The following is an 18,399-nucleotide window of genomic DNA, read 5'->3' as shown; positions in this document are numbered from 1 at the left end:
ATTGAATTCGAAAGAGTTCAGTCTTTTTTTGTAGTGTTAAAATAAATTACAACAGTAATTGAATGGAGGAATTCTAAAATTGTTAGAAAAGTCGTTTTATAAGAAGATGCTAAGCAAGTCATTTCCTTTTCCAATTAAGGTAACTTATTGGGATGGCAAAAGTGAAATTTACGGCAATGGCACTCCCAATATTGAAATTGTTTTTAATGAAAAAATTCCAATTAGTGATATAACGCGCAATGCTTCCCTAGCTTTAGGAGAAGCATATATGGACAAAAAAATCGAAATAAATGGTAGTTTGCAGAAGCTAATTTTTGGTGCTTATGAAAGTGCTGATAGTTTTATGCGTTCCAGCAAGTTTCGTAAATTTATGCCTCACCAAAAACACACTGAAGAACAAAGTGAAAAAGACGTTCAAAGTCATTACGATATCGGAAACGATTTTTACCGTCTTTGGTTAGATCCAACCATGACATACTCATGTGCCTATTTTAAAAAGGGCAATGAGGATGACTTAGAAAAAGCACAAATTGACAAAATTAAGCATATTCTTGAAAAGCTGAATCCTGAAAAGGGTAAAACATTGCTAGATATCGGTTGTGGTTGGGGAACCTTAATGCTCACCGCAGCTAAAGAATATGGTTTAAAAGTCACTGGTGTTACTCTCAGTGAAGAACAATACAAGCTAGTTCAAAAGAAGATTTATGATGAAAACCTGCAAGACGTAGCTGAAGTTAAGCTTGAAGATTACCGTGAACTTGGTAATGAGCAGTGGAATTATATTACATCTGTTGGGATGTTTGAGCATGTTGGCAAAGAAAACTTGGGTCAATATTTCGCTGATGTTGCCAAATACCTTAAAAAGGATGGTGTTGCGTTAATTCACGGCATAACTCGTCAGCAAGGTGGAGCAAGTAACGCATGGATTGACCGTTACATTTTCCCAGGTGGTTATATCCCAGGCTTAGAAGAAAACGTTCATCACATCGTTGCAAGTGGCTTGCAAATTGATGATATGGAAATGCTTAGACGCCATTATCAAAGAACTTTGGAAATTTGGGACAATAATTTTAATAAGCAACGTGATGTTATTGAAAAGAAAATGGGTGAACGCTTCACCCGAATGTGGGACTTGTACTTACAGGCCTGTGCAGCCTCCTTTGAATCAGGTAACATTGATGTTGTCCAATATTTACTAACAAAAGGTGCTTCAGGTAAAAACTTACCAATGACACGCGATTATATGCTAGGTCAATAAATAGCGCCAAAAAAAAAGAATGAGTTACCTCATTCTTTTTTTATTACCAAAATTTACATTTCAAAGATTTTTCCTGGATTAACAATGTCATTTGGATCAAATAACTTTTTAACCTCACGCAATAGCTCTGTATAATCATGACCATAGAACTCTTCGTAGTAATTTGCTCGTGCATAACCAATTCCGTGTTCACCAGACATATTGCCATCAAATGACTTAGCCGTCTTATATAGTTCTGAAATGACTTTATCACTAGTTTTAGCATATTCTTCTGGTGTCATTTCATCAGAGCAGAGATAGATGTGCAAATTACCGTCGCCGGCATGACCAAAACTAGGTATTCTGATCTTTAACTCTTTTTCTAACTCTTCAATTCGGTCCAGCACATCAGGAATATGATTAATTGGTACGCAAACATCAATTTCATCCATTTTTGGCGTTGATTTCTGAATTGCCAACAATAGCTCTTCCCGACACTTCCAAATCTTTTTAGCTTCTTCAGAGTCTGCACTTAAAACAATTGCTTCTTCAGCTTTAAACTTTTTAACAGTTTCTAGTGCTTGATCCAATTCTGCACGCCATTCTCCCTCAGTGAATGAGTCTAGGCCCATAATGATAAAACCATCACCATTCTTGATTGGAAATTCATCATTAGCATATTTTTCCCATAACTTAATTACTTTTCTGCCCATAAATTCAACAGTTGTTGGTACAACTCCTGAAGCTAAAATTGCTGGTACTGATTTAATAGCATCATTTAAAGTTGGGAAAGGAATGATAGCATTGATTGTCTTATGTGGTTTAGGATATAGTCTCAATGTTACTTCCGTTACCACACCAAGCGTTCCTTCTGCTCCAATAATTAAGTCTTTTAAAGAGTAGCCGGAAGATGATTTTACCGCTTTAGAACCAAACTTATATAATTTACCATTCGTTAAAACCACTTTTAACTCACGAATATGTTCTCTGGTTACGCCGTACTTAATTGCCTTTAACCCACCAGCATTAGTTGACACATTACCACCAATTGTTGCCCAATGCATTGCAGGTGCTGGCATATAAGTAAATGGCTTATCGGCCAAATATTCTTCGATATCCTTTAATCTTATTCCTGCTTGTACGGTCATTGTTAAGCTATCTGGATCATATTCCAAGATCTTATTCATTTTAACCATATCAAGAGAAATACCGCCGTCAACAGATAAATTGGCTCCCATCAAGCCGGTTGAATTACCCCGTGGTACCAAAGGAATGTGCTTTTCATTCGCATACTTAACTACTTGGATAACTTCTTCATTATTAACCGGTTGAATAACCAGGTCCGGCAGAGCGGTTACTGTTCGAAATTGATCGTGATCCCAGTGCTTTGTAGGTTGATTAATAAAACGTTCTGGATCGGAAATAAATTTACTTAAGTTTGTCCGATCAGTTTGGTCTATTTTATGATATTCCATGATATTTTTCTTCCCATTCCTAAATCATAAACTTAATTAATATCTGACATAAATAATCTACTCTTTTATGTAAACGCTGTCAATACTATATTGGAAACAAAAACACGAGCTCTTTGTGAACTCGTGCATAAAGTTAATTTTGGTTATTTTGAAGGGTATATAAGTTATAATAATAACCCTTTTGGGAAAGCAGTTCCTCGTGGTTACCACGTTCAATAATCTTACCATCATTTAGAACAATAATCTGGTCAGCATCGACGATAGTTGATAAACGGTGAGCAATCGCTAAAGTCGTTCTTCCTTTTCGTAAGCTCTTCAATCCCTGTTGAATCAAGGTTTCTGTCTCGGTATCAACATTTGCAGTAGCTTCATCTAAAACCAAAATTTTTGGATCAGTTACTAAAGTTCGTGCGAAAGAAATCAATTGTCGTTGCCCTTGACTAAATTCGCTGCCATTCTCGCCAACCTTAGCATGATATTTGCCAGGCAATTTTTCAATAAAACTGTCAGCCTGGACAGTTTTTGCGGCAGCCTTAATTTCGTCATCGGTAATGTTTTGGTTATACAGCCTAATATTAGAATTAATATCACCATAAAACATGAACGGTTCTTGTAAAACTAGACCTAATTTTTGCCGTAATTCCTTTTTCGGGTACTTCTTAATATCGACGCCGTCAATTAAAACTTCACCTTGGTAGAATTCATAAAAGCGCATCATAACATTTATGATTGAACTTTTACCGGAACCTGTATGACCTACGATTCCAAGAGTTTCTCCTGGATTAACGGTAAAGGAAATATCGTGTAAAATTTCGTTTTTTCCATCGTAGGAAAAGCTTACGTGCTTAAATTCGATTTTCCCTTGTGTGATTGTTAATCCCGGTTGTTCTTGCTGCTTAGGTTCATAATCAGTATTATCTAAAATTCGAAAAATTCTCTTACCAGCAACTATTCCGTCTTGGAAAAAGGTCATCTGGTCCATCATGTTTGCAATCGGATTAAAAAACTGTGAGATATATTGTGAAAAAGCGTACACAACACCCGCAGGCACAAAAGTCTGGCGTAGTGGAAAGCCAAAGTACATTAAAGTTAAAGCAAGTGCCAGAGAATAAAGCAAACTAGTTAACGGCGAAAGTAAAAGCGAATTAAGATTGATCATGTTAAAACGGGTTTTCATTAGTGCCGTGTTTTCACTTTCAAAATGGCCAGTCATTCGTTTTTCTTGCTTGAATTGCTGAATCAGAGAAACACCTTCAATTGATTCATTTAAATTAGTGTTTATCCGGCTTAACCGCTCACGGTAACTTCGATAGAGTTTGGAACTTCTTTTAGAATATTGCCAAATAATAAGTAATAATATTGGCAAGAAAGCCAATACGATTAGTCCAGCTAAAAAATTAGTTGTAAACATTGCTACTAGCGCTGAAATAATCGAAAAGAAAGAGATAACGACACTAGATAGGACCGTTAAAAAATTACTCAAAGTCATCGTATCGTTTGTTACTCTTGACACAATTGAGCCTGCTGGCGTTTGGTCAAAATAACGCATTCCCAATTGATGGAGTTTTTGGTACAAAGCCGACCGTAGGCCTTCCAATGACTTTTCGGATCCAAGAGCAAAAAAGTATTCGTAGGTAAATTGAAGAATACCCTTAATTACTGAGCCAAAAGCATATAAAAAACCGGCAAATAAAATCACTTGCGTCGTAACATTGGCTTTGACTAAATAATTATCCAAGAAATACTGCAGACCATAAGGTAACAGCATATTAATGACGCTGACAAGAAATGCACCCACACCAGCAATAATCATTTCATTTTTAAAGTGCATTACAAAGCGAAGTAGTCGCTTGAAGATGCCAATTTGTTCCTTGACAGGTATTTCTTTGGACCAGACCGATTCATAATTATTTTGTTCTTCCAAGCTATTCACCTACCTTTTCTTCTAATTCTTGCCGTTGCCACATATCAGCGTACCAGCCATTTTCTGCTAATAACTGATCATGTGTGCCTCGTTCAACAATTCGTCCGTCTTTTAATACCAAAATCAAATCTGCTCCCATTACGGAAGTTAATCGGTGAGTTGCAATTAAGGTCGTTTTCCCTTTTCTCTCCTGCCGAAGTGATTTCAAAATTGCCATTTCTGTTCTGGCATCGACTGCTGATAGCGCATCGTCCAACACCAAAATTTTACTTTGCTTTAAAAGCGCCCTAGCAATAGACATTCTTTGTTTTTGACCACCAGATAAGGAAACGCCATTTTCGCCAATTAGCGTATTATATCCGCCAGGCATCTGTAGAATATCATTGTGCAAATCACTCTTTTTCGCAGCAGAAATGACCGCACTTTCATCGGAATTTGCATCAGAGAAAGCAATATTTTTTTGAATACTAGTAGAAAAGAGGTAATTGTTTTGCGGCACGTATGAAATTTGTCTTAATAGAACATTCAGAGGAATTTCCCGAATATCATGACCGTTTAAAGTGATTTTGCCATCGTATTGATCAAATTCGCGTAGCAAAAGTTGAATGATGGTCGTTTTACCAGCACCAACTTTACCGACCAAGCCAAGAGTCTGACCTGTTTTCAAAGTGAAATCAATATTGTGCAAAACTGGAATTTGTGGTTCATCTGGATAAGCAAAGGATTTTACTTCATATTTTAAGTCGCCATCAATATCTTGAGCATGAATGCTTTGATCAGCATTTTGATCAGTAATTGCAGGCTTTTCATCCAGTAACTTTTCTACACGGTCGTAACTGGCGCTACCACGTTCTAGAATATTAAATAGATAGCCAATTGCAAACATCGGCCAAACCATATTCCCAATATACGCAATGAAAGAAACTAATTGGCCAATTGTAAGAGCCCGGTTACTAACCAATAACCCACCATAGATAATTGTAATTGTGTAAGTTAAACCGATTAGTAAAGTACCTAGTGGATCAAACAAGGAGTCCCACTTGAAAACACGTTTATTGATTTTGATCGTATTAGCAATCATATCATTGAATGCTTGCGTATCTTCTTTACCCTGACCAAAAGTTTTTAGGACCTTAATTCCTGAAACAGATTCTTGTGTTTTATTATTGAGGCGGGAAAAAGCAGCCTGTGATTCATCAAAGGCATCATATAATTGATCGCCCAACTTCCAAGCTCCCCAAGCTAAGAAAGGTAAGGGAATTAAAGCAACTATCGTCAACCGCCAGTCAACAAAGATGATCATTGCGATCATGGTTGAAACACTCATTAATAAAGAATCGACCAAAGTCAAAACACCTTCACCAGCAACTTCTTGAATAGCTGAAACATCATTGGTTGCGTGCGCCATTAAATCACCTGTTCGGTGGCGTTGATAAAAAGTGCGATCCATTTCCATAAAATGCCGAAATAATTTCGAGCGCAACTGCAGTTCTAGTTCTGCCGCTCCACCCCATATTTGCCTGCGCCACAAGTAACGAAAGCCATATAAAAGTAGTGCCGCGAAAATGATTGTCAAAATTAACAAGCCATATTCTTGCCAAGAAATATGTCCTTTATCGAGCTGATCAGCCATTAGTCCTAATATTCGCGGTGGAACCAAATTAATTACAGACGTTAAAGCCAAGAAGGTCACACCAATTAGGTACCGTTTTTTCTCCTTTTTAAAAAACCATCCAAGCTTAAAAAATATACCCATTTTTCACCTTTCTTTCCAAATAAAAAGGCGGAGAAATAATCCTCCGTCTTTATTTTCAATTCAGTAAGATTGACTATTTTTGATGCTTCATCATGTTCATCACCTGGTTAACCTTCTTAGCGGAAGGCTTTTGCCCCATTTGTGACATCATGGCAACGATCATATCCTCACTGATTGGTGGATTATCTTTAAAGTATTTCTTCATGTATGCTCTTGCACCATAAAAACCGCCAACAAGGCCAATTAATAATGCAACAATAATTAAAACAATCGCTAATCCTAATTTCATAAAATAATCACCTCAATTTGTCCAATAGATATATCTTACCGAAAATTTAAGTAAATTTAAAGACGTAAATTAGTCTTTTCGTAAACCTTTCTTCCGCTGAGCTTTCTTTGCTTTTTCAGAAGTAATTTCCTTGCCATTCTTATCAATTATGACAAGGTTTTCAACATCTTGCTTAAAACCGGCACGAAAGTTCTTGATAAATTCTTGATGAAGTTTTTCACGTTCTTTTTCTTCTTCATCAGACAAACCTTCTTTTTCTTTCTTATGATATAGTTCGTTTATCCGATTAATCATCTTTTTTTCATTGTCTTCTGTCATTTTTTGCACCTCTTTCGCACTTCTTAATAAAAAGAGTCTACCCTATTTCAGCTAAGAAAAAAAGTTTAATTTCTTAGAACGCTTGTTTGTATTATGACTTAATTTCTGTTAGAATATGTTTATCAGCAAATAGACTATCATGGGAGCTAAAGATGACTAACAAACAAAGTTCAAAACAATTACAAATTTTACGTTATATCTATGACACAGTTGAAAAGCGCGGATTTCCGCCAACTGTGCGAGAAATCTGCCAAGGAGTTCAACTTTCTTCGACTTCGACTGTTCACGGTCATTTGTCACGGTTGGAACGCAAAGGCCTTATTGTTAAGGATGCCACCAAGCCGCGAGCATTGGAAATAACAGACGAAGGTAAGAAAGCCATTGGCGTTAAGCCAACTGAAATACCTGTTGTCGGTGTTGTTACTGCCGGTCAGCCAATTTTGGCGGTTGAAGATATCGAAGATTACTTCCCTCTTCCACCAGATTTAGAAAATGATGCTGGTGACCTGTTCATGCTACGTGTTCACGGGGAAAGTATGATTAATGCTGGTATTTTAAATGGTGACAATGTTATTGTTCGTAAACAAAGCTCAGCAACAAATGGTGAAATTGTTGTTGCCATGACAGATGAAAACGAAGCAACTGTTAAACGTTTTTATAAGGAAAAAGATCATTATCGTCTTCAACCTGAAAATGATAACATGGCACCGATTATTCTTAATAGTGTTCATATCTTAGGTAAAGTTGTTGGTCTTTACCGTAATAATATTAATTAGCTTAAAAAGTTTTTAGTCTGTTAGATCGTTTAATTAATAACTGTTCATTTACTTAATGAGCAGTTTTTTTAGTGCTTTTTTCAATGCCACTAAAGCTTTTTTTCTGTGACGCAGTTCTCTGATTGCAGCATCATTTTCTGCTATTTTTTCTTCGATTAGCCGAAGATTTTGCTCATGCTGCTTTTTTGTACCACATGACTGGTCATTCAATTCTTTGATTGCGCAAATTTCTTTTAGTGAAAAGCCCAATTCTTGTAAGTTTTTTATTTCCTGAAATGATTCTACTTCATTATCAGTAAACCAATAATTTTTCCCCTTTCGTATTGGCGTTAATAAACTTAATTCAAGATAAAACCTAACTGTATCCTTAGTAGTATTCATTTTAGTGATAAATTCTTTTAAATACATGTATATTCTCCTTGACGTTGGGTCAACCCCCTATAGTTAACTAGCGCTAGGAGGAAAGAAAATTGAAAATTTCAACTAATTTATTGACTATTATTTACGGAACAATAATGATAATTGCGGCCGTAGCTAGCATTCACAAAATTCCTGTTTGGTTAATCTGCTTAAACGTTATCGCAAGCGTTTTCTTAATACTGACCTGCTTAACTGGTTACCATAAATATGCGCCAATTTGTTTATTTGCAATCTTACTCATTGCGTTAATTAATGGCTATTGCCTAAACAGAAAAATCAATTGGCTTCACTGGTTTATCAGACTGACCATAACTATTGCTTTAAGTTGGTTAAACTGGTGTTTTTAAAATAATGGCATTATTTAATTTACAAAAGAGATCTTCTGTTTGCTATTTAATTCCACTTCAATATATTTGTTACCATTTTTAACGTTAAGTCAAGTATAATCGCTTTCATAAAAAGAATCTGATGACTTTCCACATCAGCTATGCTTCTTAGCTTCACAAAGTTTACGGCGATTTTTAGCAATAAATACCGATATTACAACATTTTAATTTTACATTGTGAATTATTTAGATGTTTCACTTTGGTTTCACAGCATATCTTTTCACAAAGTCAAAACTAGAGTTGGTCGAGTATGCTTGTTGCTAGTTCCAGTCCTTTACCATGCGCATCTATACCCCAGCCACGTTCTTGATGATCCTCAATATCATTAAGTGAATCGGCAGTAAACAGAATTTGCGCAAAATCAGCTTGCCGAAATTGTGCACAAGCAGCCATTGCGGCACATTCCATTTCAACGCATGCAGCACCAAGTTTCTTAAATTGCTTGACCTTTCTAGCAGTTTCCCTGAAAAAACCATCAGTAGTCCAAGTCGTTACCTCTTTGACTTTAAAACCATTTTGCACCATCAAATTTTCAGTTTTAGTTAAAAAAGCTGAACGCAAATCAACGAAGTTGCCTGGCTCCATGTAATGAAAAGATGTTCCTTCATCACGAATTGCTTTGGTCGGAACTAAAAAATAATTTTCTGGCAGATCAACAAGTGTCCCTGCTGAACCGATTGCCAAAATCTGCTTGACACCATAGCTAATGAGCCAGTCTAACATTTGAACCGCAGCAGGAGCGCCAAGCATTGCCTGACACAAAGTGATTTTTTCTTTTGGCATCTCCACCTCATAAATTAAGGTCACTTTACCAAAGCAATCGAAGTGACCCAGAACTCGGTGCGGATGCTGAGCTAAGAAGTCATCAATTGCTTCTTGCGTTAAAAAGGCAAAGAGCAATTTTGCATGAAAGTGATAATGCGTTTCATTTCTTTCATGATCTGGTTCTAAAACCGCACGCGGAGTTGAATCAAAATCTAATAAAAATGGCTTGCTCATCAAATTACCTCCAAATTAAGATATTGATTAAAATGCTATCATAAAAAGCACAAAAAAAGAACCATCTCTTAAATGCGAGATGGTTCTTTTTTAATAGTGAATTAACGACGTTTTTCCGCAATTCTTGCAGATTTACCGTGACGTTCACGTAAGTAGTAAAGCTTAGCACGACGAACACGACCGTGACGTAATACTTCAACTTTAGCTACACGAGGATCGTTAACTGGGAAGGTACGTTCAACACCAACACCAGAAGCAATCTTACGAACAGTGTATGTAGCAGCAATGCCTGCACCCTTACGCTTGATTACGACACCTTCAAACATCTGAATACGTTCATGACTACCTTCAACAACACGTACGTGAACACGAACTGTGTCACCAGCACGGAAGTCAGGAATATCATCACGTAATTGTTCTTTAGTCAATTCTTGAATTAATGGATCCATAATTTTTTCTCCTTCTGCGGCATTCATCAACGTCCTATGCGCCAGCGGAACACCCATAACTATTAATGCAAAAAATTTGCACCTCAATCATCTTAGCAAAATAAAGTTATTAAATCAAGCTTCATCATCTTCATGCTTAATTTCTGCGAGCAATTTCTTTTCTTCATCACTTAAGTGGTAATCTGCTAATAAATCCGGGCGATATAATGCAGTAGCACGCAAAGATTCTTTCTTTCGCCATTCAGCAATTTTTTGGTGATTGCCAGAAGTTAATACTGCAGGAACTTTCATCCCCTCAAAATCTTCTGGCCTGGTATATTGCGGATATTCAAGCAAACCATGTGCAAAACTTTCTTCAATTGGTGAGGCAGCATTCCCTAAAATTCCTGGAAGTAAACGAACAGTAGCATCGATCATGCTCATTGTTGGCAACTCACCACCAGTTAAAACATAGTCCCCAATCGAAACAGTCTCGTCTGCTAAGTCATAAATCCGCTGATCAAAACCTTCATAGTGACCACAAATAAAGGTCAAATTTTCTTCTTGGGACCAATTTTGTGCCATCTTTTGGTTAAAAGTTTTACCCTGTGGAGCTGTTATAATGACTTTGCCCTTATTTGCTAGAGAAGCCAATGCCTTTTTAATTGGCATAATTTGTAAAACCATGCCTGCACCACCACCGTATGGCGTGTCATCAACGTGATGATGGACATCGCTTGTGAAATCTCGAAAATTTACTAAGTTAAGATCCCATTTTCCATCTTCCAGTCCACGTCCTAACATTGAAGTTGTTAATGGGGTAAACATATCAGGAAAAAGAGTTAAAACATTAATCTTCATCGCGTAAGCCCTCCAATAACTCAACATAAACTTTTTTATTGGCAATATCGACTTGCTTAACGACCTCATCAATATATGGAATTAAATATTCATTGCCCGAGTCTTCGGTTATTTCCCAGACATCGTTTGCACCAGGAGTTTCAATACCCGTAATTTTGCCTAGGTCTTGGTTGGTTTCGTTATCCAAGACTTGGCAACCCAAAATATCGCGGTAATAGTAGGCGCCAGCAGGTAATTCGTGTTGGTTTTCCTGACTAATTACGATTGTTTCTCCCTTTAATTTTTCGGCATCATCAATCGTACTAACTTCTTCAAACTGCAATAGCCAGAATTGTTTAAATGGTCGACTGCTTTTAACGGTTAGGACAAAATTAGGATTGTCTTTTAAAGAAAGTTCACTCCCCGGTGAAAAACGTTCTTCAGGAAAATCAGTAATTACTGTTACCTTAACTTCCCCATTTAGACCATGTGTGTTCAGTATGCGTGCGACATCGTAATATTGCATTTCTTCTCCTAAATTCAACAAAGAAAAAAGTTTGAAGCAAACTGCTTCAAACTTTTAAAGTAAACAAATCAATTATTTGTTAAATTTTGATTCATGCAGCTTCTTCATTAAGCCGGCACCAGAAAGAAGTGACCGAACAGTGTCTGAAGGTTGTGCACCCTTCTTTAACCATTCAAAGATTTTATCTTCATCAAGCTTCAATTCTTTTGGTTCTGAAACTGGGTTGTAGTAACCAACTTCTTCGATAAAACGACCATCACGAGGCATTCTTGAGTCTGCTACAACTATTCTGTAGAAAGGCTTTCTCTTGGCACCCATGCGGCGCATACGAATTTTAACTGACATATTAAATTCCTCCTAAAAACTTACGAATAATAATATAGCACTTTTCAAAATAGGTGTAAAGTGTTTTTCCTTAACAGATATTTTTTAAGAATGATAACGCTTGACTTTCATTCTCTTCTTCTTGTTCTTCTTAAACTTTTTACCCATGCGGCGCATTGCAATCTTGCCCATTGGTGAATCCATTCCAGGAAGATTGCCCATGCCCTTTAGATTACCCTTTGTAATCTTGCTCATCATATCACGGGCTTGTTTGAATTGCTTAATCATTCGGTTAACTTCAACGATTGGTCGTCCAGAACCTGCAGCAATTCGCCGGCGCCGACTTGGGTTAAGCAATTCGGGATTTTCCCGTTCTGCTTCTGTCATTGAAGAAATGATTGCTTTGACGTAAACAATCTGTTTCTTATCAAAGTTCATGTTCTTCAATTGTGGGTTATTGGCCATGCCTGGAATCATTTTAATTAACTGATCAAGCGGACCCATCTTTTCAACTTGTTCAAGCTGGTCTACGAAGTCATTAAAATCGAAGGTATTCTCCTTCATTTTCTCTGCAACTTCTTCAGCCTTTTTGGCATCGTAATCTTGCTGCGCCTTTTCAATTAAGGTCAGCATGTCTCCCATGCCTAAAATTCTTGAAGCCATCCGGTCAGGGTGGAATTGTTCCAGATCACTTAACTTTTCACCTTGACCAGTATAAATAATTGGCTTACCAGTGACAGCTCGAATTGATAAAGCTGCACCACCACGGGTATCACCATCAAGTTTAGTTAAAATTACCCCAGTAATATCTAGCCGACTATCAAAACCTTTAGCCACATCCGTAGCGGCTTGACCAGTCATGGCATCGACGACAAGCAAAATGTTGTCTGGTTGCGCAACCTTTTTAACTTGCTCAAGCTCTTCCATTAATGGTTCATCGATTTCTAGTCGACCAGCAGTATCGATAATTACATAATCATTTTTATTGTCATCAGCCTGCTTTAAGCCGTTTTCAACTATTTTGGCAACATTTTTTTCATCGTGTTCACTATAAACAGGAACATTTAACTGCTCACCAATTTGTTCAAGTTGATCAATTGCGGCGGGACGATAAATATCACCGGCAATTAACAATGGGCGAGCTTTATCCTTGTCAATTAACCGCTTAGCTAATTTACCCACCGTAGTCGTCTTACCAGTACCCTGAAGACCAACCATCATAATGATCGTCGGAATATGCTTGGACTTGTTAAGAGTGGCTGCACTCTCACCCATCATCTTGGTCAGTTCATCGTTGACGATCTTAATTACTTGCTGACCAGGATTCAGGCTTTCCTGAACTTCTTTGCCCAGAGCCTCTTTCTTAATCTTTTTAATGAAGTCTTTGACAACTTTAAAATTAACATCGGCCTCTAACAATGCCAATCTAATTTCTCGGCTAGCAGTATTGATATCTTCTTCGGAAATTTTACCTTTGCCAGTTAGGTTGCGTAACGCTTTTTGAATTCGTTCACTTAAATTTTCAAAAGCCATGAATCATTCTCCCCTCATTTTACTTAATAATTGTTCTATTTGACTAAGCGCACATGCTGGTTGATTTTCTTTAATCGTTACAGAAATTTTAGTTAGTTTTTGTTCAATGTCATTATAATCTCTTTGCATATGCAATTTTTCTTCATAATTCGTCAAAAGCTTGCGACAGCGCCGAAGGTTATCATAAACTGCCTGTCTTGATACCTGATGATTAAGGGCGATTTCTCCCAAGGATAGATCATTATAATAGTAGTCTTCGAAATAGTCTTGCTGATTTTTGGTTAGCAATTTTCCGTAATAGGCGTATAAATCACCTAATATTTCATTTTTTACGAGTTCATCCATTACTTTCACCTTGAACCAGTATAGCAAAAATACGGGTAATTGACGATCGAGAAAGCTAATATTGTCTGAAAATCTCCTACTGCAAAACTTGCTTTTTGATATTAATGCCTGTATTATTACGAATGTTTATTTCACATAGAAATATAGTAGAATAATTACAAAATTATTTGATAGGACTTAACTTTTTTAAAAACAACTATCATAATAGATAAGTAATATTAAAATCAATTTTAAAGCGATCCAAAGTAGTTTGATTATCAACTAGCAGTTTTACTTGAACAATTAGCTGAACTTGGATCATTTTAAGTCCTCTGATTTCGGAAAAAATAATAAGGAGATTTTAACGTGAATTTATGGAAAAAAATGAATCGAAAAGAAAATCCTAGTATTTATCAAGAAAAAGACGGACATTTAGTTCGAACATTAAAAGTACGGGATTTCTTAGCACTTGGTGTTGGGACCATTGTCTCTACGTCGATTTTCACTTTACCAGGTGAAGTGGCAGCTTTACATACGGGCCCAGCTGTAGCAATTTCCTGTGTGATTGCCTCAATCGTCGCTGGACTTGTTGCCTTTGCCTACGCTGAAATGGCAGCAGCGATGCCATTTGCAGGTTCAGTTTATTCCTGGATCAATGTTATTTTTGGCGAATTTTGGGGTTGGTTCTCAGGTTGGGCTTTATTAGCGGAATACCTAATCGGTATGGCTTTTGTTGCTTCTGGATTATCAGCTAACTTTCGTGCCTTAATTTCTCCCCTAGGTTGGCGTCTGCCGAATGCTTTAGTCAATCCTCTTGGAGTTAACGGCGGAGTCTTAGATTTAGTTGCCCTAATCGCTATTTTTTTGTGTGCTATTTTAGTTAGCTTCGGTGTTTCAAAAGCCTCCAAAGTAGAAAACTTTTTAGTGATAATTAAAGTCTTGGCAATTATTTTGTTTGTTGTGGTTGGTTTAACTGCAATTAAAAAAGCCAATTTTCTACCTTTTGTGCCGCAATACCGGGCAACAAGCCATGGTCCTTTCGGTGGTTGGCAAGGTATCTACGCTGGTGTATCAATGATTTATATTTCTTTTTTAGGCTTTGACACAATTGCTTCAAATTCAGCTGAAGCCGTTAATCCGCAAAAAACAATGCCACGCGGTATTATTGGTTCATTATTAATTGCTGTCGTTTTATTTGTTGCAGTTAGCCTCGTATTGGTTGGAATGGTACCATATCACCAATACCTTAATTCAGCCGAGCCCGTTGGCTACGCTTTGCGGCATACTGGACATGGCGTAATTGCTGTAATCGTTCAATCTGTCGCCGTTTTAGGGATGTTTACAGCATTAATTGGTTTATGCATGGCCAGCTCACGCTTAGTGTATTCTTTTGGCCGAGATGGGATGTTACCTAAAAAATTAGGAAAATTAAATAGTGATCATCGTCCTGCCAATTCACTCTGGACAGTTGCAATCGTGGCTATTATCATTTCTGCCTTTATTCCTTTTTCATTTTTAACACAACTAGTTTCCGCAGGTACTCTGATTGCCTTCATGTTTGTTTCAATTGGAATTTATCGTCTGCGGCCTAGAGAAGGTCATGATATTGTGGATCCTGCATTTAAGATGCCTCTTTATCCCATCCTACCGTTCCTAGCCTTTTTAGGTTCTTTCGCAGTTTTCTGGGGATTAGATTTACAAGCCAAAAAGTATATGCTCTTCTGGTCAATCATCGGGATACTAATTTATTGCTTTTACGGTATCAGACATTCCAACATTAATAATAGAAAATAAAAAAGCCTCTCGCTAACTAAATGATCCGTACCGTGTCAAGTAGACGGTCGAAATATTAGCGGGAGGTTTTTTACTTACCACACATTTTTGACCTATTCTTCCAGAAAGAAGCTTTTAGGAATCTTCTGACAAAATGCAGCAATTTCTGATACCAATAAAAAAGGTTTTTGATAACGATCATAGATAACGATCATACAAGTTTATCAATGTTAGGCGTAATCCAATCGGATTGATTTGCCGAGTAAAAAACTTGTATTTCACAATCTGTGTCATACAAGTTTCTTCTAAAGATTATAAATTAGCATCCATGTTAAAAGTTAATTTTGACATGTTAATGGAATCAATCATCATTTGTGCCCATAATTTTTCTGAACGCTTACGAGTATAAGCAACGGTTTCTTGGTTCGCCTTTGTTAAGTATTCAGTTAAGGCAGCACCGGACTTATCGCCAGCACCATCAATTATTTCGTGTACACGACGCCTGAAATATTGATTCAACTCATTTAAATAATCAGTATCCAACTGAACAAATTGTGGATAATGGCTTTCAACTAGTGCAGCAAGTGACTTGTAATACCACCATGCATCATTCATGTTATAGTCCATTGATGTATTGTTATATGATGGATCAGTATCACTCATATTTGCAAAGAATGGTACAAATGGCGTAAAAGTAGGTCCACCAATACATAGCCACATGATAGCTGCCTTATCAGCAGCAACATCATTTCTAATTTGTAAAATATGCGCATTTTGAGTCCGATTTAAACCAATTGGACGGAAACGGTGCTTTTCTTCTTCTGTTCCCTTACCAAAAGGATCAAACGGAGTATTTTGATAATGGCTTCCTAAGACAAATTCGATATCTTCACGGGTAATTTTCTTAGCAGCCCGGCGAATAAATGGCAAATCACCATCAGTTGGTTCTTGTTCAATTTCAGGATTAAAATACTTTTGCCCATACCATACACGATTAGTGTTGTAATAACGATCTTGTTGACTGTAAGTACCAAAAATATGACGGAAATTCCAACCTTCATGGTCAACATTTAGGTGGTGATCAGCAACAAATTCTCGTATACCGTCACTCCACATGAAGTTATCTGAATCAGTGAAGTCAACCTGCTCAATTGAAACCCGATTAGCCGCAACAGCGTATGCATCATCTGGGATACGCTGTGCAACCCAATGATGACCAGTTACAATTTCCATGTACCAAATTTCATCTTTGTCACCGAATAAAACAGAGTTGCCCGCAGGTGATCCGTATTTGGCAATTAATTTGCCTAAAAATTGGACACCGTCTTTGGCCGAATGAATGTATGGCAAAACAACCGACTGCATACAATCTTCATCTAAACCATCCTTCACCAAGGGATCATAGGCCAAAGCACGTTCATTACCATAGGTTGATTCTGTACAAGACATTGCAACATTATCTTGGTTAATACCACTTTCATCGTAATAACCCCGGTGCTTGTAATCAACATTAGGTACTGCAGGCACACGTTGTGCATCTTCTGGAAGATCCATTTCAAACTTATTAAGCCATGATTTTATCTTCCGCCCCTTTTCGCCTTTTGCCTCTGGGTGAATAATAAATTTTTGCGGGGTAATTGGTCGAAAAGTATCGTCATTTCGAGCAATCATCGTTGAACCGTCAACGGATGCTTTTTTCCCAACCAAAATAGTTGTACATGCGCTATATTCTTTCATTAATAAACTCCTTTTGTTTTTTCTTTATCTTAAACCAAATCATGGAAAAGACCAACTGCATAATCAGCCGCGTCAAAATCGGCTAAATCGCTAGCTTTTTCGCCTAAGCCAACCAATTTTACCGGTAATTTCATTTCATTTCTAATTGCTAAAACAACACCACCCTTTGAAGAGCCGTCTAACTTGGTTAAAACCAAACCAGTCAATTTTGTCGTTTTATCAAAGTCCTTGGCCTGCAATAATGCATTTTGTCCAGTTGATCCATCTAAAACTAATAAAGTTTCGGTTGGTTCATCCGGCGCCTGCTTTTTGATTGTTCGCTCAATTTTTTCGAGTTCACTCATCAGATTCTTTTTGTTTTGAAGACGGCCGGCTGTATCAACCAACAAGTAATCAGCATGTTCCGCAATTGCTTTTGTTGTTGCATCAAAGACAACAGAGGCTGGATCGGCCTGCTCTTTTCCAGTAACTACCGGGACACCAACTCGTTTGCCCCATTCAACTAATTGTTCAACTGCTCCAGCCCTAAAGGTATCAGCTGCCGCTAACAAAACAGATTTTCCTTCATCTTTGAATCGCTTAGCCAATTTGCCAATCGTTGTTGTTTTACCAGCACCATTTACACCGACAAATAAATAAATATTTGTTTTACCGTCATCGTGAGAGCTCAATTTTTCATTAGCTGCATCCCCATTTTGATCGTAAAGTTCAACTAATTTTTCAACGATCACTTTTTTCAAATCATCACGTGACTTCGCTTTTTGCAATTTGGCTTCGTCTCTTAGTGCAGTCGTTAATTGTTCAGCCGTCTCGTAACCAACATCTGACTCTATTAACAGTTCTTCCAAATCGTCAAAGAAATCTTCATCAACTGTTCTAAATTGAGCAAAAAATTTATTTAAACGTGCTCCAAAGCCTTGGTTGGTCTTTTCTAGCCCTTTTTCATAAAGCTCAGTTTGGCTATCAGATTGATCAGTTTCTTCTTCAGCTTCATCTGCTTCAGACTTTGCCGTTACGTCACTTGAAGCGGTATCGTTGTCCTGAGACTGGTTTTCAGTTTCAACCGCAACCAGCTTTTGTCCATTTTCCTCTTCTGCCTTATTTGCAGTTGAACTTTTTGCTGAAATGTCGGACTGACTGTCAGCATCACTTTCATTTAGCTGACTATTTTTCTCTTCTTGCTCAGATTCAGACGGCTTTTCAGAATCGCTATCTGCCTGATCGTCATCTTGAGCCTCTTTGTCTTGGGATTCCTCTTCAGATTTTTTATTCTTTTCCTCTTCTTCATTGTCGCCAAACAATGATTTTTTTATTTTATCAAATAAACCCAATG

General features: G+C 37.3%; 19 protein-coding genes. 4 read left to right on the top strand and 15 right to left on the bottom strand.

Going from position 1 to position 18,399, the window contains the following annotated elements; all coding sequences use genetic code 11:
- Nucleotides 1-79 precede the first annotated feature (79 nt).
- Nucleotides 80-1,258, top strand: coding sequence for an SAM-dependent methyltransferase (locus tag J3U69_RS02280; protein WP_267412902.1), 1,179 nt, complete (start codon nucleotides 80-82; stop codon nucleotides 1,256-1,258).
- 53 nt (nucleotides 1,259-1,311) lie between these two features.
- Here the strand turns inward: J3U69_RS02280 and J3U69_RS02275 are convergent, their stop codons facing one another.
- From J3U69_RS02275 to J3U69_RS02255, 5 genes are all read right to left on the bottom strand, one after another.
- The gene (locus J3U69_RS02275; protein WP_267412901.1) at nucleotides 1,312-2,712 is read right to left on the bottom strand and encodes an FAD-binding oxidoreductase; all 1,401 of its coding nucleotides are present in this window, start codon (nucleotides 2,710-2,712) and stop codon (nucleotides 1,312-1,314) included.
- Nucleotides 2,713-2,845: 133 nt separating this feature from the next.
- Nucleotides 2,846-4,645: an ABC transporter ATP-binding protein gene (locus J3U69_RS02270; RefSeq protein ID WP_103751769.1), complete on the bottom strand. Its 1,800-nt coding sequence runs from the start codon at nucleotides 4,643-4,645 to the stop codon at nucleotides 2,846-2,848.
- Nucleotides 4,638-6,392 carry an ABC transporter ATP-binding protein gene (locus J3U69_RS02265; RefSeq protein WP_220219801.1) on the bottom strand — a complete coding sequence of 585 codons (1,755 nt, stop codon included), beginning with the start codon at nucleotides 6,390-6,392 and terminating at the stop codon, nucleotides 4,638-4,640. The genes J3U69_RS02270 and J3U69_RS02265 overlap by 8 nt, the downstream gene beginning before the upstream one ends.
- 73 nt (nucleotides 6,393-6,465) lie before the next feature.
- Nucleotides 6,466-6,681 carry a YneF family protein gene (locus tag J3U69_RS02260; RefSeq protein WP_220219802.1) on the bottom strand — a complete coding sequence of 72 codons (216 nt, stop codon included), beginning with the start codon at nucleotides 6,679-6,681 and terminating at the stop codon, nucleotides 6,466-6,468.
- A gap of 69 nt (nucleotides 6,682-6,750) precedes the next feature.
- Nucleotides 6,751-6,999: a DUF896 domain-containing protein gene (locus J3U69_RS02255; RefSeq protein ID WP_103751772.1), complete on the bottom strand. Its 249-nt coding sequence runs from the start codon at nucleotides 6,997-6,999 to the stop codon at nucleotides 6,751-6,753.
- A gap of 152 nt (nucleotides 7,000-7,151) precedes the next feature.
- On the opposite strand from J3U69_RS02255, the gene lexA reads away from it, so the two are divergent.
- Nucleotides 7,152-7,775: a transcriptional repressor LexA gene (gene lexA / locus J3U69_RS02250; RefSeq protein ID WP_103751773.1), complete on the top strand. Its 624-nt coding sequence runs from the start codon at nucleotides 7,152-7,154 to the stop codon at nucleotides 7,773-7,775.
- Between the two features lie 48 nt (nucleotides 7,776-7,823).
- Here the strand turns inward: lexA and J3U69_RS02245 are convergent, their stop codons facing one another.
- Entirely contained in the window at nucleotides 7,824-8,183 is a 360-nt protein-coding gene (locus tag J3U69_RS02245; RefSeq protein ID WP_267412900.1) for a MerR family transcriptional regulator, read from the bottom strand.
- A 62-nt stretch (nucleotides 8,184-8,245) separates the two neighbouring features.
- On the opposite strand from J3U69_RS02245, the gene J3U69_RS02240 reads away from it, so the two are divergent.
- Nucleotides 8,246-8,542, top strand: coding sequence for a hypothetical protein (locus tag J3U69_RS02240; protein WP_267412899.1), 297 nt, complete (start codon nucleotides 8,246-8,248; stop codon nucleotides 8,540-8,542).
- A 274-nt stretch (nucleotides 8,543-8,816) separates the two neighbouring features.
- Here the strand turns inward: J3U69_RS02240 and J3U69_RS02235 are convergent, their stop codons facing one another.
- The 7 genes from J3U69_RS02235 to ylxM all read right to left on the bottom strand — a co-directional run bounded on the left by J3U69_RS02235 (nucleotide 8,817) and on the right by ylxM (nucleotide 13,577).
- On the bottom strand, nucleotides 8,817-9,584 hold the full coding sequence (locus J3U69_RS02235; protein ID WP_267412898.1) for a nucleoside phosphorylase: 768 nt from the start codon (nucleotides 9,582-9,584) through the stop codon (nucleotides 8,817-8,819).
- 98 nt (nucleotides 9,585-9,682) lie between these two features.
- Nucleotides 9,683-10,030, bottom strand: coding sequence for a 50S ribosomal protein L19 (gene rplS, locus J3U69_RS02230; protein WP_103751777.1), 348 nt, complete (start codon nucleotides 10,028-10,030; stop codon nucleotides 9,683-9,685).
- Nucleotides 10,031-10,144: 114 nt separating this feature from the next.
- Nucleotides 10,145-10,870, bottom strand: a complete 726-nt coding sequence (trmD, locus tag J3U69_RS02225) for a tRNA (guanosine(37)-N1)-methyltransferase TrmD (RefSeq protein ID WP_267412897.1) — start codon at nucleotides 10,868-10,870, stop codon at nucleotides 10,145-10,147.
- Complete coding sequence (gene rimM / locus J3U69_RS02220) at nucleotides 10,860-11,375, bottom strand: ribosome maturation factor RimM (protein WP_103751779.1); 516 nt, start codon at nucleotides 11,373-11,375, stop codon at nucleotides 10,860-10,862. Before rimM ends, trmD begins: the two co-directional genes overlap by 11 nt.
- 72 nt (nucleotides 11,376-11,447) lie before the next feature.
- On the bottom strand, nucleotides 11,448-11,720 hold the full coding sequence (gene rpsP / locus J3U69_RS02215) for a 30S ribosomal protein S16 (RefSeq protein ID WP_103751780.1): 273 nt from the start codon (nucleotides 11,718-11,720) through the stop codon (nucleotides 11,448-11,450).
- Nucleotides 11,721-11,804: 84 nt separating this feature from the next.
- Nucleotides 11,805-13,232 (bottom strand): signal recognition particle protein, encoded by a 1,428-nt coding sequence (gene ffh / locus J3U69_RS02210; RefSeq protein WP_220219807.1) that lies wholly within the window; start codon nucleotides 13,230-13,232, stop codon nucleotides 11,805-11,807.
- Between the two features lie 3 nt (nucleotides 13,233-13,235).
- A complete protein-coding gene (gene ylxM, locus J3U69_RS02205) occupies nucleotides 13,236-13,577 on the bottom strand; it encodes a YlxM family DNA-binding protein (RefSeq protein ID WP_220219808.1) in 342 nt (113 codons plus the stop codon).
- A gap of 345 nt (nucleotides 13,578-13,922) precedes the next feature.
- On the opposite strand from ylxM, the gene J3U69_RS02200 reads away from it, so the two are divergent.
- Nucleotides 13,923-15,350, top strand: a complete 1,428-nt coding sequence (locus J3U69_RS02200; RefSeq protein ID WP_267412895.1) for an APC family permease — start codon at nucleotides 13,923-13,925, stop codon at nucleotides 15,348-15,350.
- A 291-nt stretch (nucleotides 15,351-15,641) separates the two neighbouring features.
- On the opposite strand, the gene J3U69_RS02195 is transcribed toward J3U69_RS02200, so the two are convergent.
- The gene (locus tag J3U69_RS02195) at nucleotides 15,642-17,066 is read right to left on the bottom strand and encodes a C69 family dipeptidase (RefSeq protein WP_267385453.1); all 1,425 of its coding nucleotides are present in this window, start codon (nucleotides 17,064-17,066) and stop codon (nucleotides 15,642-15,644) included.
- Between the two features lie 29 nt (nucleotides 17,067-17,095).
- A complete protein-coding gene (ftsY, locus tag J3U69_RS02190) occupies nucleotides 17,096-18,397 on the bottom strand; it encodes a signal recognition particle-docking protein FtsY (RefSeq protein WP_267412893.1) in 1,302 nt (433 codons plus the stop codon).
- Between the last annotated feature and the right edge of the window lie 2 nt (nucleotides 18,398-18,399).

Origin of the sequence: Lactobacillus sp. B4026 (assembly GCF_026535825.1) — a bacterium.
Classification (GTDB): Bacteria; Bacillota; Bacilli; order Lactobacillales; family Lactobacillaceae; genus Lactobacillus; species Lactobacillus panisapium.
Note: the sequence above shows the minus strand (reverse complement) of the source record. Positions and strands in the feature narration are given on the sequence as shown.